Below are 13,986 nucleotides of genomic sequence, written 5' to 3' on the forward strand. Positions count from 1 at the left end.
CAGGCTGGACCCTAGGCATTTTGTTTAAAATGCTACCTAATAGGGATGTCGCGGTGTTCGAGCTCCTCCTTTTCGACCTGGATGATACGCTGCTGCGGACTGCGGATCTCAAAGAGGTTCGCGAGCTTGGGAGAAACTCTGATACGGAGGAGTATAGGATCAGGGTCAGGACTGCTTACTCCATGAATAGCAAGAGATTGATCTACAGCGTAGATCTCCTCAGGGTTATCCGGAGTGACTTTCCAAGCCTGAAAATAGGTGTCTTTACAAGAGCGCCGCGTTCCTATGCTGAAACCGTTCTCGCCTGTGCCTATCCGGGCTTCGAATGGGACGTGATGGTGGCATTCGAGGACGTAAAGAGGACGAAGCCTTTTGGCATGGGAATTCACCAGGCGATGGACGCCTTTGGGTTGGAGCGTCTGGACCACGTCCTGATGGTTGGTGACCAAGATACCGATGTCCGTGCGGCGTATAATGCTGGCGTTGCCGTTGTCCTAAATACCAGCTCTTGGGCTATCGATCGAACATATGATAACTGGAACTCTCTCGCGCATATACCAGATGCCATAATTGACGACCCAGAGGACCTGCTGGGCGTACTGCAGGCATTGCCAAAGTATCAGCCCGACCTCGAAAGATTACTCGCAGGCATAAAGGAATCTATCAGGCCGAGACGATACGACCGCGTCGGAAAGTTCATTCCAAAGGCCGTTGCCATAGACAAGACACCATATCCCGTTTTCGTCTGTGGACGATCGTTCGCTGGCTATCGGTCAATATCGGAGCGCGAAAAGTGGCATCTCTTGTCGAAGAGTGTCCAGGAAAACAAAGACTCGACCGTATTTCCCGAGGAGTGGGTCAACAGTATTCATGGGTTCATCAGGAAGAAATATCCTGAATTGGCATTCTCCGGAAACCTTGTTGTATCGGTAGTTCCGCATAGACCAGGGCGGACACCTCGGTTAGAGAATTTCCTGAGACAGATCGAGGCATGCGTGAGGGAAAATACATTCACGGGTTCAGATCGCATTACCTTTGAACCGGAGCTTCTTGCCTATCGTGATGGGGTACTGTCGAATCATAAGTTTCACCTGAATGCCGCTGAGAGATTCGGGAACGTCCGTGATCATTTATATGTGAAGAAGCCTGATGCGGTAATGCCAAGAAAGATGGTTCTTGTGATAGATGACGTATGCACGACTGGTGCTAGTCTGATTTATGCCGGCAAATTCCTGGAGGCGGCTGGATCGGGCGAGGTTACTCGGCTCGCAATTTCCATGAACATTGGCAACGTACTCTATGATTGAGATTTCTGCGAAGACCAGAGTTCTTCTTGCGCTGTCGATGCTCAGAGGCGTCGGTCCCGCTGCTCTGCGTAAGGTTGCTGCAGTAAGCGAATTTGAAGTATTGTCGAGGAAGGATTTGGCTTGCCATCTGCCTCGCAGCGCTGCAGCGGGCATTGGTGAGGGCGCTTGGGTTCAGGCAGAGCGCGAAGCGGACAAGCAAGTCAATCTAGCTGTCGCCGCGGGTGCTCGTATCATATCGTCAGCAGATCTCGGCTATCCTCAGTTGCTCATGTCAACCCGGGACGATCCGCAGATTCTATTTGTCAAAGGGTGCTTGGCAAATGTGCCTGAGAAATCGGTAGCCATCATCGGAACGCGTGAACCAACGGATCATGGAATGCTTATCGCGCAGCGCCTCGCGGCGTTTTTTGCGGGTGAGGGATGGAGTGTGGTCAGCGGTCTGGCCATTGGTTGCGATGCCGCCGCGCACGAAGCAGCTATCGACGTGGGTGGACACACTGTGGCGGTAATGGCTCATGGTCTGCAGACGGTAGCCCCAAGCCGGCATAGGGCGCTCGCTCAGCGTATATTGGATTGTGGTGGAGCGCTTATTGCCGAGTATCCCTTTGGACAAGAACCTTTGCCGGCCAATTTCGTGAAGCGAGATCGTATTCAAGCGGGTCTGGCTCAAGGCGTTGTCATGGTTCAGTCTGATTTGACCGGTGGCAGCTTGCATGCTTCTCGTGCCGCAATCAGTTATGGTCGCTGGCTCGCTGTTCCCTATCCGACGGAGCAGGACATTCAGCGCAGTGAGATCAAGATACAGGGCAATCTCCTGTTGGCTGATGGCTCTCCAACTGAGAAGGTCGCTCTCCTTAGATGCGATGAGCGGGATCTGCGTCGGCTTATCATCTTGCGAAGCCGCAATGACTACACGCTCCTGGTCGAATCCACTGATGTCAAAGAACCGCCGCGGATGCCTCCCGTTCAAGGGCAGCTTCTTTAAGCTCTTTACCGTGAATTCGTCCCAATTTCGATCTGATTGACGTCTGTCCTCAGCCAGTCTGCCAGGATTGCTGCAGTCTCTGCGATTTTAGCGGGCTCTTTAAGCGTGCATTCCCAGACAACAGCGATGCGCCAGCCAAGATCAAGAAGCGCCGCTCGGTTTCTGATGTCGCGCTCAGTGTTGCCCTCGAATTTACCTTTCCAGAAGTCGGGTCGTGATGCCGGCACTGTTGCAAATCGGCACCCCCGGTGACGGTGCCAGAAGCATCCATGGACAAAAACTGCGGCTCCGTATCTGGGAAGCAGGATATCGGGCCGACCAGCTAGGCCCTTTGCATGAAGCCGGAAGCGGAAACCGAGCCGGTGAAGCGCCCTCCTAAGTGCCAGCTCGGGTCTGGTATCCTTTCCCCTTATGCCGGCCATCATACGCGACCGGGTCTGTCTATCCACCGTATCCGTGACTTGCCTCCTGGAAAAGTCTCTCCAAGCTAGTATACACTGCGGCAGGGATCCAGCCGGGAGCATGACTTGTCAGAAGTGTTCAACATCGTCGATCTCTTTGCAGGCCCCGGGGGTCTGGGGGAGGGATTTGCATCACTTGAGGTCAAGGGTCGGAGACCCTTCAGGATTGGGATCTCGGTCGAAAAGGAACTGTCTGCGCATCGGACTCTTACCCTTCGCTCCTTTATTCGTGAATACCGAGCTCGGCACGGAAAGCTACCCAAGCCCTATCTGGAGTTTCACGCGGGCGAGATTGCGGAGCCGGACTGGTCAACCGTAGATGGCTCCGCATGGAAAGTTGCGGTTCAAGAGGCTCTCTGCCTCGAGCTTGGCAGGGATCCCGCGACTGAAATCATGAATTCCTCAATCAGGCGGGCGAGGAAAGTGCAAGGGGATACCGTCTTGATCGGAGGGCCACCATGCCAGGCGTACTCGCTGGTTGGCCGCGCGCGCTCGAGGGGAAAGGTCGATTACGTTCCAAAGGACGATGAACGGCATTTTCTGTTCCGTGAATACATCCGAGTTCTCGACAGGCTCCGGCCCGCAGCGTTTGTCATGGAAAATGTGAAGGGAATGCTCTCGTCTACAGTCGAGAGCCGTCTTGTCTTCGAAATGCTCATGGAGGATCTGTCCTCGGTGGGCTCGCGGCGTGGGCATCTATATGAGTTGCGCGCAATACGTGTCGAGGACGGTCAGGCCATGCTCAGGGCGCCAGAGCAACCCTCCGATTTTGTGGTGAGAGCTGAGGAGTTTGGCGTGCCGCAGCGTCGGCACAGAGTGATCATCGTTGGTTTGAGGAAGGATGTCGCTCGCGGGGCTGATACCGCTAGTATCACCGTACCTCGTGACCAGGTTACCGTGACAGACGCAATTGGAAACCTCCCCCGGCTCCGGAGTGGGTTAAGTTCGAAAGATGACCCCATGGCGTGGCAGGGTGCAGTTGCCGAAGCTGCAAAACGGCTCTCTGCACTCGACGCTGCAGGAAAGAGCCGACATCTCCAAGAAGCATTCGCACGTCTTGCAGGCGAGTATATGAGGGGTTCGCCACTACCGCGAAGTGCTACCGAGCTTCCCCACCGATATGGAAAGTCCAAGTCGCTCCTGCTGCAATGGCTTGAAAAATCAGAACTTAAGGCTATCGCTCAACACGAAAGCCGGGGGCATATGCGATCGGATCTCGATCGATATCTCTTCGCTTCGGTGTTTGCCCAGCTGAGTGCTTACAGTCCGAAGGCTTCCGAGTTTCCTGTCCAGTTGGCCCCTGATCACCGGAACTGGCACAGCGGAATCTTTGCAGATCGCTTCAGGGTTCAACTTGCAACCGAACCCTCGACTACAGTTACCAGTCACATTTCGAAAGATGGACACTACTTTATCCATCCTGATCCAATGCAGGTACGCAGCCTCACCGTTCGAGAGGCTGCGCGGCTGCAGACATTTCCAGATGACTATCTCTTTCTAGGCAATCGAACACAACAGTATGTCCAGGTCGGAAACGCGGTGCCTCCATTGCTAGCCCGACAACTGGCCGCACTTGTAGTTCAGGCCATTGGCATATGACCGGCGCCAAGTGACCACAAGAACGGCTCCGCCCCGAAGGTCTCTGAGGTGTTGTCCTGGTGCTTGACGTCAGACCGCATCTTCGGATGTACCTAGTGCAAAACCAACAGCCCGCAACTTGTCCAGCGCCGCCAGAGCGATGATGCATTGCTTATCGCTCGGCATTCGCCTTGGTGAATTTTCGGCACAGACATCTAGAATTCCTAACTCACGTGGCGTCAGAGTACCCTTGGTCTTGGCCCACTTCCGCGCCTCATTCCAGAAGGCTGCTCCTAGCCGGTGCACTTCCAGTTGGGCGTCGACCGCGTTATTCACAGCTCGATCGGATCGAACTTCCCTCACGCGCTCGTCCGCCAGTTCCTGTGAGATAACCACCCGTTCTAGTTCATCTGGGTAGTCCAGCTTGTAATCCGCAAGCCACTTCCAGCAAGCCTGCTTCTTGGCCCACTCACTGAAGTTACGGACGCCTGTAGGCGGATGCGTAATTATCTCTTGTGCTGCTCTTGCCGTGAACAGCACAACATTTCCAAGCTCCTTGGAAACACTTTGCTGGCGCCAGACCACATCAAGATCAACAACCATGTCGCGCTCCTTCGCATCATGCACGAGCTTGGCGATTGCGTAAGTGACGATGTTGGCCCTATAGCCGCCTTCATACCAGTCGGCCCCGGAGACAAGCGTCTCTGTCGACCTGAAGATAATGGCTTTCGCTATCGTGCGCTTGAACCACAGCTCATCAAATGTGGCACCATCGTCTCCCCATCGCTTGCCGATATGCTTGGCGAACTCTCCAAAATTCTTCTGCGCACCAAGGCTTACAACATGCGGCTGACATGCCCATGTGTTTTCGAACTTGGCGAGATCGGTTTTCGTCAGGAACTGTGAACGCGGATATTCCGCGTCGAATTTCTTTCGTTCTGTGACCGAGCGTCGCCCTCTTTCGTCGGCGTACTGACCTCTCGCTCGCTCATAGAACCACTTGGTATCCCGATAACCACCCTCTCCGCGGGCCAGTACTTTTCTTGACAACTCCTCGGCCCGCAAGTGGAAGGGGTGGTTGGCAAAGAAGTCCGCAGCGCTGACCTTGTTCTGGCTATTTGCGTACTCCGAAATCCGTGGAACAACGACTTCTGAATCTGTCCGCGGTACGATGGTCAGCTTCATTTGTACGTAAACGCTCTTCAACTGCTCTGCAAACGTCTTCCGGGCCGCGTGCAGAGACGCCGTTGTCTGACCGCCGTTCACAATCTGCAAGTTGTCTGCGCAAATCAGCAATAAACCTTTGTCTTCCTGCCTAACCTCTATTGCGTCTGCCGTCGCACTCAGTCCGTTGTTGTAGGAGAAGAACATGTGAGGCTCATCGCGAATGGTATCACGGATCCCCTTGTTTACCTTGCCGCGAGCCTGGAGAAAGCTTCTGACATTGGCCTCAAGCAGACGAGGCCCCCACTTGTCGTAGATTGTGGCTAACTGCGCACCTGGAACAACGGCCAGATAGCTCTCCAAAGCGGAATCTCCTTCTGACTTCGCTCCGCCTGATGCCGCAAGCAGCGGTATTCCGCCTCCGAAGTCTTTCTCGAAATCGATCAGGAGATTGGCCCGTGCCTGTCCCTGTTCCATGTATTGCTTGAGCCGCTTCAGATCCCAGACACTCAGCGTTACAGATTTGCCTTCGATGTCCGCTACCTTCGCGGCGTCTGCCTGCGTCCTTGCGTCAGCATTCGAGATGATGACAAGCTTTATCTTCTGAACGTCCTTCCATGTGGTGGAGATCAGATCAGCAAGACCGAAGCCAGCACTGGTTTCCTCAAGTTGCTCTCTGAAATCCCGCTTCAGGCTTGCTTTCAGGAACCGGTGAACGGTGTTCAGAAGTACCTGAAGCTTGTCCTTGTGTATGAGCCGGACTTTCTCCGTTATCTGGAAGTCACAGAGAATGAGACTCAGAACACCATCACCGTCACGGGGATCCCCACCGTATCCATCTACACGAACGGGATTTCCTGATACGCTACCCTCGTAATATGCTCGACTTGCTTCGTCCAATTCACCAGCTTCCGTGAGCAATTCTCCGGCCCTGTCGAAGAACGCCTCATCGGTGACGAGACCCCCGTCTGCATCGCCCTGAACATGGGCAATCAGTTGATGATGGAATTCCTCAAGGTCACTCATCCCGAAGTCCCTTTCTGATTACGTCCATCAATTCGCCCCGAAACTTGAATGGCTCGCATGCATCCAGGGCTATCGAATATCGAACACTTCCTACGCCCGTAGCGAGCGGCAATGAAATGCGCGGAAATCCATCGACTACTTCGTAGCTCGTCGAGGACCCCACGAGCCATCGTCTGCTGTCGTAGTCGTCCTCAGGAACATATCCGGCCGAGTAGATGGCCTCTTCCCATGCCTCGAACACCCCGGCGTCTTCCTCGAAGTGTGTAGCAGTAACGCGCACATGATCATGCAGACTCTGACCATCGGGCAGGATGGCCGAAGCAACATTGACAACACGGAGGAACACCCGACATCCATCGACATCGGCCAACTGATCTTCGGAGGAGATTGCAATGAAGGGTTTGGCGGCGGATCGATGTGCCTTTACCTCTATGCAGGTTCCAATGAGTTCGAAGTCCTTTGCGGACCCGGTTGGGCCGGTCCACGATTCAATTGCAGTTGCGGGGCCAAAGGCTGAAGCCAACTCGCGAAGGAAGGTCAGCTCTCCCACGAGACCTCGTTGCTCCTCGGCGGTGAGGCTCTTTGGCCCTCCTCCGCGCAGGAGGTGATGCCAGCGTCGGGTGCGCTGCAGTACTCTCGAAAGGGCTTCATCGAGGTTCTGACTGTCCTCCCCGGCTTCGACAACGTCGTGGCACAGTGTCACAAATATATCGAGTTGGCTCCGTTCCTTGAGACCCAGAACGAATGCAGATCCGCCTGATACAGGGCGGAATGATATGATGAGGTTCTTGAGCTTGGGCAGGCGTGGGGTAGGTTGCGGCACGGTAGGCAGCCGCAACATCAAACCTGGCATTTCCCCCTCGAGGACGACCCAGAAAAAATCAAAGCGTCCGTCTAAATCGACCCGCCGTGCATCAAATACATTCAACTTGTCCCAAGGATCATTCACTCTCAAGGGCGGCCTCCTGACCTTCATCCTCCTCTTCGTCTCCGAATAGTTCCCTGTAGCGAACGGTGTTCACAACATACTCCACGCGTTCGGAGGGGCGTGAAGATACGGGAAGGCTGATGCCCCATGCCACTGCTGGCGCCTCGGGAAGCAATGCCACGTTCTTTGAACCTTCCTCGCCTTTGGGAGCTTTGGCTCTCACGTAGTGCAAGATGAGTAGACCACGATCCCTCACACGCCGGTATATTGAATCCGGATAGTTTACCTGGTCATCGTCGGACTTGCCTATTTCCTCCCGGTAGGCCCGCTCTGCGTCGGCAGCTTTCTGAGTATCTACTCCGGCCTTCTCGATCCCTCTCGAGGCCACCCTCATCCTCTTTCCACTGAACGACATGAAGTCATGATGCAGGTCGTCAAGATCGACGTATCGTCTTGCCGGTATGATGGGGATCCCGAGTGCGGTGTCTTCGTCACCTTTCACGAGGCTAGGAACGAGGACGTCCCAGAATTTCAGCTCGTCATCCTTCCTCGATCGCATATAACTGCGAACAGGTCCGGTATCGGTGGTCACGCTTTGCTCCGCGTTCCGCCATCCAGCAAGGAACTCATCAATCAGTTCGATCGAGACATCTCTTGCTAGATATCCCCAGGGCGGAGCGGGCTGGAATTTATCGAGCAATTTTGACACAAGCAACTTGGCCGCTTCAGCGTTGGCAGCCAGATCCTTGGAACGGATGCTGACCCTAGATGTCTCGACGAATTTGTTGGAGAGACCGACCAACGTTGTGATCTTCTGCCCTGAACCCATCTTGTTCCGGGCGGTCACTAGTAGCGATGCAGGGTGACTTCGAACGGCCAGTCCGAACATCCGCGGTGTCGCCTTCGCTCTCTCCATGACGCGCAATTCTTCGTGCAGTTCATCAGTCGCGTTGGCGATGAATGCATACCAGTCTATGGCTTCGGCCGGCATCCATATGCGACACAAGTCCTCATATCCGCTACGATAGCCGAACCAACGTCCCATCTGCATCAGAGTGTCGTACATCAAAGAGTTTCGAAGGAACCAGGTAATGGTGAGTCCCTCGAGCGTCAGACCGCGCGACAGGGAGAACCCGCCAACCGCCACGACTGTCTGGCCGCGCTCCCCGGATCTAGAATAATCGAGCTCATTCAGACGATTGTTGACCTCTACGATCTTTGCTGATGCTATTGCATCAAGAAGATCTGACTGAATTGCCGGCCAGTCCGGCTCGGCTTCAACATACTCCTTCCGCCAAACCTGATGAAGTGCGGATATCTCCGGATCGCTGAGGGCGGCAGTGCCTCGGCTCGCATTGATTCTGACGGCATTCTGAATTCTTTCCAACGCTTCATGTAGCCGATTGCGCAAGCGACCTTGAACGCCGGTGAATCGGCTCGCGTTGACCAGCATTGAACAGTGCGATGACTTCTGGCCGCGTTGATTTCTTATGGTTCTGGCGAGCAGGAAAGCTCGCAAGGCCTCCAATAGGGAGGCGGGCAAGGCGTCGAGTTGATGGTCAATTCTGTGCTTGATTGGGAGAATGTCTTCGTTATCGTCGATGTATCTCAACCACGTCGGGTCGCCGTCATCTGGCAGGCCATCTACGAAAATCTTCTTTGCTCCGAAGTAGTTGCTCGGAGCATCCAGTCCGATGATGAAGTCCCTTGGGAAGAGATCTTCGTTGTACATCTCATCGTCTTGATCGGGGTCGATGAAGATATTTGCAAACGGAGTTGCGGTGTAGCCAACATAGCAACTACGATGAAACATGTTCAGCAAATCTCTGATTTGCCCATTTATCTTTGTTACAAGCTTTTGCCCATATTTTGTATTGATCGAGGCGTTGTCGGCCTCATCGTCGATCAGCAGCATTGGCTGATCTATCATTTCCTGGTCGCCGCGGGCACTGTTATCCTTCAACCAATCGAGAAGGTTTGCAAGCGTTCGATGATTCTTCTTGATGACCAGAATTACGGGGACTTTGTAAGAGTCAATTTCGCTGGTGTTAGTGGATGCGGTGGTTTTGTTGAAGTCGCGGAGAGTATTGGTGAGGCTGACGGGAGTATTGCTTGGATCAAAGTGACCCACACCAATTATGTGCTTCGCACCTCCGTTCCTCGTCTCAAGTGACTTTCCCGTATCTCGTCCAATGAATCCTTCATCAATCCGGGCTTGTGTCTGATTGCGGAGATTGTTGTGTATTCCCGCGATGACTATGATTAGTCGATAACCGGCATCCGCCGCCCGGCAGATAAGACCCGTATAGTTTGCGGTCTTGCCGCTCTGAACGTGACCAACCACCATGCCTCTTCTGTCCCAACTCGAGTGCTTGTTGGGATTGCCAAGGCGGCTCAGGATCTTGTCGGTTACCTTGTCCGTTGAGATGACGACGTCTTTCGGAAGCCCATTCTTCAGAAGTAACTTCCTATAGCGGTCCCAGTAATAAGGTGTGATGGACGACTTTGCGTCGTCCAGCCATGGTTCGAAGTCTTCGCCATCAACGATAGCTCCCAAGCCAGCCTTTATGCCTTGCTTGAATTCAATCTCTCGGGCAATTTGTTCGATGTCCGGGTCTGTCAAGTCCGGCGCGACCGCTGCAGCAACGCCTCTTATCATCGTGCGTAGTTCAGTTTCTGTCTTGCGGGATTGGTTGAACAGGCCCATCTCGACCATGTTCCGCACCGTGTCCATTGATCCACTCATGTCAATCGGCCTTCAGAAGGTCATTGAGGATTGGTTCTGCTGATTCCCACCTAGCCTTCAGGAAGGGGTTGGACTTCAGCACGTCGGGTAGCTCGCTTTTCGGCACGCCGTTGTCTGTAAGGGTCAATGCAAGAGTATGAATGAATTCTCGCAAGTCTCGTTCATTGACCTTGTCCGCAGCTATTTCCTCTGCGTTGCCGGCGATTTCAGCGTGCAATGCTTCGATTGGAAGACCTGCGCCGACAAGGCGAATACAACGCTCGAAACCCTCGCGGAGTGCATCTGACAGCTGCTCAGTGTACGCCGTTAACAGTGGATGCTCCATGTTTGGACGGAAGACAATTTTGCCGTCAATCTGAAGGCGGGACCACAGTGGGAATCTTGTTTCATCAACAAGCCGTTGGCCCTTGGCTCGATAGGTACGTTTCGAGGTGCCAACAAATCGCTCTATTACGGTCTTGAGGCGCTCCCTCACCAAGGGTGGCAGTTGGGCTGATGCCTTTTTGACGTCAATCTTCCATTCCGAATCCATGGTGTTCGGAATGTCGACGGCAATCCGGCAGAGTTTGGTCAGTTCCGTCTGCCGTGTTAGTCCAAGCCAACCACCTGCAATGATGAGTCGATCCTCACGATACACATAGAGGCCTTGGGTCTTGAGGTGTCCTTCGGGTCCGCCGACTTCATCCCACTGGTCAGAGGTCATCCGATTATGATGAGGTAGGGTGTAACATCTAACCCTGACGTCTCCGTGCTTCAATTTTAGGAAGTCATCTGGATCCTTCTGGGTGGCGGGATGAGTTGATGCCATTGGATCTATGGGCTTCAGCTCCCTACCGTTCAGCGACAACCTCACGCGAGGCTTCGTTCCCTCGAGGAAGCGATGAAACACAAGTCGTAGATGGCGCTCGGCTCGGGTAAGCTCTCCGTTCATGTATTCGGCCCGTTTTACGCGATCGTTCGCGTATCCGCCGTTCATTCTATCAAGTACTTCCCAGACAACTACAGTGCCTTGGGAGCCTAAGAGATCGTATGAAGGCAGTGTTTGAGGGTTGTCGATGAGTTCAAGGCTCCAATCGTTGCAATGTGCTATTCGATCCAGATCCCAGCGCGCGCAGGAGATCTTCTCATTGCGTTTAGTCAGCACAGTCAGCTTTCTGCATTGCGAAAAGCTTGCGCTTTTTAGTCCTAGTCCAAATCGTCCCAGATCGTGTCTGTTTCGCTTATCGAGAGGGTTCTTCGATCCCAGTCGCATGGCCTCCACCAACTCGGATTCTTCCATTCCGCAGCCATCGTCCGCCAAAGCGATCCAAGGTTCTTCCGCAACCGTGTCCGCCATCAGTTTGATGCTCTTGCTGCCAGCGGTAATGGCGTTGTCAATGATGTCGGCGAGGGCGGTATCCAAGCTGTAGCCGAAATCTCGATGGCCTTCGACCAATGACGCCGCGTACGGAGTGGCATCGACCGTTCTGATGGATAGCTCGCGATCTAGGGCATCGTTCATGAACTAAGTTTATCAATCCTTTGACTAGCAAGGCTGATTGACGTCTCGGTATTAGGCGTGCATCTCAGCGTCGGCGTTAGTCGTTGCCCTGGGATGGTGAAATGAGCCTTGGGAGCTCTCCCGATTGGTTCGCGAACAACACATAAAGCTCCCAACAGATGCTCATTCGACATTTAGATCAGGCGATTGCGGTTTACGTCAAGTCGCTTTCTAGTTTTCGCGGTAAACCGAGGTGATCGGCAGATTTTCATTGACATCATAAAATGTAAACGCCAATATGTAACGGCAATGAAAAATGACACCGAAGATCTCCGGTCTTGGACCGGCAACATTGATGAGCTGGCGCGCAAGGTCGCCGCGCTGCTCGGTGCCAGCGGTGCCGAGGATGCGGACCCACCTTCGGTTCGCCTGGTGCGTGACTATCTGCAGCGCGGCCTGCTGGGACAGGCTGCGCGGTCGGGCAAGGAGCTGTCCTTTGGCTATGAGAACCTGCTCCGCTTTGTCGCTACCCGTGTTCTCCTGCGGGACGGATGGAACCTCGGAAAGATCTCCGAACATCTCGATCAGTTTTCCATGGAGGAACTCGAAGCATTCCTTCCGAAGACCGAAAACCGGGCGCTTGCCGCACTTGGGCGGATTAGACGGATGAGTTTTGCATCAATGGATGCTCCCCCCCCCGCCGCAACGTTCATGCGGAGGGCAGTCGCGTTGACGCCGCTTCAGAATGAAATGAAGACCGCCCTCCAGCGGCTTGGGCTTCCGGAAGATGGGCCTGCGACGGAGGCGGTAATTCTCATGGCCATCACGCCATGGTTCCAGGCACTGGTTCAATCAGACAGGATCTCTCGAATAACACCGGAGGAAGCCGACGAAATAGGACGTGCAGTCACCGCCAGCCTCATCAAGCTCTCCCGCAGAAAGGAATTCCGCAAATGATCAATCTCACGCTGAAGCCGCTTCGCGATGGTATGCCCGCGGGCGAGGCTTTTACCACCGAGGTTCTACTGCGGATCACTCCGGAAGCCATGGTGGAGGATGGAAGACGGGCCAATCTCAATCTCGCATTGGTAATCGACCGGTCCGGCTCAATGGCCGGGCGTCCGCTGCATGAGGCAAAGCGCTGCGCCGCAATGGTGATCGACCGTCTGACCGCCCGGGACCGGCTGGCGATCGTGGCGTATGATGATCAGGTGGAGGTGATGCTTCCGTCATCGCCCGTGGATGACCGTGAGCGTTTCAAGCGAGCGGTTTCTGCCATCCTCGACGGAGGGACCACCAATCTCCATGGCGGATGGCATGCCGGCGCGACTGCAGTTGCGCGCGCCATGCAGCTCGTGCCGAACGGCCTGTCGAGGGTGCTCCTCCTGTCCGATGGACAGGCAAACCAGGGCGAGACGAACACGGCTGTCATTGCCAGCCATTGTGCCGAACTTGCTGCTGCCGATGTCAGCACCTCGACCTACGGTCTTGGAGAGAGCTTCAATGAAGACCTGATGACCCAGATGGCGAGGGCCGGGCAGGGTCAGTCCCACTACGGCCGCAGCGCGGAGGATCTCATCGATCCCTTCCAGCAGGAATTTGACCTCCTGCAGGCGCTGGTAGCGCGCAGGCTGCGTCTCGAAGTGTTGCCGGAACGCGGGGTCAAGGTAGATGTGCTCAATCTCTTCACGCCGGATCCCGAGACGGGGGCACTCATTCTTCCGGATCTGGCAGCCGGTGGAGAGCTCTGGGCCGTTCTCAGGCTGAAGGTCGAGGCGGGAGTTTCGCTCGGTTCTGCACCCGCGAGGCTTCTCACAGCACGCCTGAGGTACGTGGACCGTGATGATCACCGCCACGCCACCGATCCGGTTGCTCTCCATCTCGGCCCACTTTCGCCTGCGGCCTATGCAGCGCTTCCTGCCGAGGCGCTGGTTCGTGATCGCACAGGGGAACTCGAAGTGGCACACCTTGCCGACCTCGCTCGCGAGGCGGCGCGGCACGGTGACTGGCAGCGAGTGGAAACGCTTACGGCCGAGATGCTTGAAAGAGCTGCCGGCAATGAGTGGGTGGCCGAATCGGTTCGGAGCCTTCGCGAGCTCGCGCAGTCGCGGAACAGGGAGGGCTTCTCGAAGGAGGCGCTCTACAAGTCCACCCGCATGAGATCCAGAATGGCATCTCTCGATGAGTCCACGACCTCCTATGGCTTCGCCGAGGAGTCGGCGAAGCCGTCATTCCTGAGGAGGAAGCGGGAGGAAGGACGCCGGTTCGACGCGGACGACGACGGTCCTGTTCGCCCGTCCACCCCCTGAGA

The 13,986-nt window shown here is 54.9% G+C and carries 10 protein-coding genes; 5 read left to right on the forward strand and 5 right to left on the reverse strand.

All coding sequences use genetic code 11. The features are described 5' to 3' along the window. Positions 1–53: 53 nt before the first annotated feature. Both DK847_RS16550 and DK847_RS16555 read left to right on the forward strand, forming a co-directional pair. Positions 54–1,307, forward strand: a complete 1,254-nt coding sequence (locus DK847_RS16550) for an HAD hydrolase-like protein (protein ID WP_161957328.1) — start codon at positions 54–56, stop codon at positions 1,305–1,307. Then, on the forward strand, positions 1,300–2,292 hold the full coding sequence (locus DK847_RS16555) for a DNA-processing protein DprA (RefSeq protein ID WP_111199639.1): 993 nt from the start codon (positions 1,300–1,302) through the stop codon (positions 2,290–2,292). The genes DK847_RS16550 and DK847_RS16555 overlap by 8 nt, the downstream gene beginning before the upstream one ends. Positions 2,293–2,297: 5 nt before the next feature. Here the strand turns inward: DK847_RS16555 and DK847_RS16560 are convergent, their stop codons facing one another. Beyond that, a complete protein-coding gene (locus DK847_RS16560; protein WP_111199640.1) occupies positions 2,298–2,816 on the reverse strand; it encodes a very short patch repair endonuclease in 519 nt (172 codons plus the stop codon). 3 nt (positions 2,817–2,819) lie between these two features. Here DK847_RS16560 and DK847_RS16565 point away from each other — a divergent pair, with 3 nt between their 5' ends. After that, entirely contained in the window at positions 2,820–4,352 is a 1,533-nt protein-coding gene (locus DK847_RS16565) for a DNA cytosine methyltransferase (protein WP_111199641.1), read from the forward strand. Between the two features lie 69 nt (positions 4,353–4,421). On the opposite strand, the gene DK847_RS16570 is transcribed toward DK847_RS16565, so the two are convergent. The 4 genes from DK847_RS16570 to DK847_RS16585 are packed head-to-tail and all read right to left on the reverse strand — an operon-like array spanning position 4,422 to position 11,696. After that, positions 4,422–6,521 carry an AIPR family protein gene (locus tag DK847_RS16570; RefSeq protein ID WP_111199642.1) on the reverse strand — a complete coding sequence of 700 codons (2,100 nt, stop codon included), beginning with the start codon at positions 6,519–6,521 and terminating at the stop codon, positions 4,422–4,424. After that, positions 6,514–7,470 carry a PD-(D/E)XK motif protein gene (locus DK847_RS16575; protein WP_245414655.1) on the reverse strand — a complete coding sequence of 319 codons (957 nt, stop codon included), beginning with the start codon at positions 7,468–7,470 and terminating at the stop codon, positions 6,514–6,516. Before DK847_RS16575 ends, DK847_RS16570 begins: the two co-directional genes overlap by 8 nt. Next, a complete protein-coding gene (locus tag DK847_RS16580; protein ID WP_245414649.1) occupies positions 7,463–10,183 on the reverse strand; it encodes a Z1 domain-containing protein in 2,721 nt (906 codons plus the stop codon). The genes DK847_RS16575 and DK847_RS16580 overlap by 8 nt, the downstream gene beginning before the upstream one ends. A 13-nt stretch (positions 10,184–10,196) precedes the next feature. Beyond that, positions 10,197–11,696 carry an ATP-binding protein gene (locus DK847_RS16585; RefSeq protein ID WP_111199645.1) on the reverse strand — a complete coding sequence of 500 codons (1,500 nt, stop codon included), beginning with the start codon at positions 11,694–11,696 and terminating at the stop codon, positions 10,197–10,199. A 288-nt stretch (positions 11,697–11,984) separates the two neighbouring features. On the opposite strand from DK847_RS16585, the gene DK847_RS20680 reads away from it, so the two are divergent. Together DK847_RS20680 and DK847_RS16595 are read left to right on the forward strand one after the other, a co-directional pair. Then, the gene (locus tag DK847_RS20680) at positions 11,985–12,632 is read left to right on the forward strand and encodes a hypothetical protein (protein WP_161957330.1); all 648 of its coding nucleotides are present in this window, start codon (positions 11,985–11,987) and stop codon (positions 12,630–12,632) included. After that, positions 12,629–13,984: a vWA domain-containing protein gene (locus tag DK847_RS16595; protein WP_161957331.1), complete on the forward strand. Its 1,356-nt coding sequence runs from the start codon at positions 12,629–12,631 to the stop codon at positions 13,982–13,984. Before DK847_RS20680 ends, DK847_RS16595 begins: the two co-directional genes overlap by 4 nt. Positions 13,985–13,986 lie beyond the last annotated feature (2 nt).

Source organism: Aestuariivirga litoralis (assembly GCF_003234965.1).
Classification (GTDB): domain Bacteria; phylum Pseudomonadota; class Alphaproteobacteria; order Rhizobiales; family Aestuariivirgaceae; genus Aestuariivirga; species Aestuariivirga litoralis.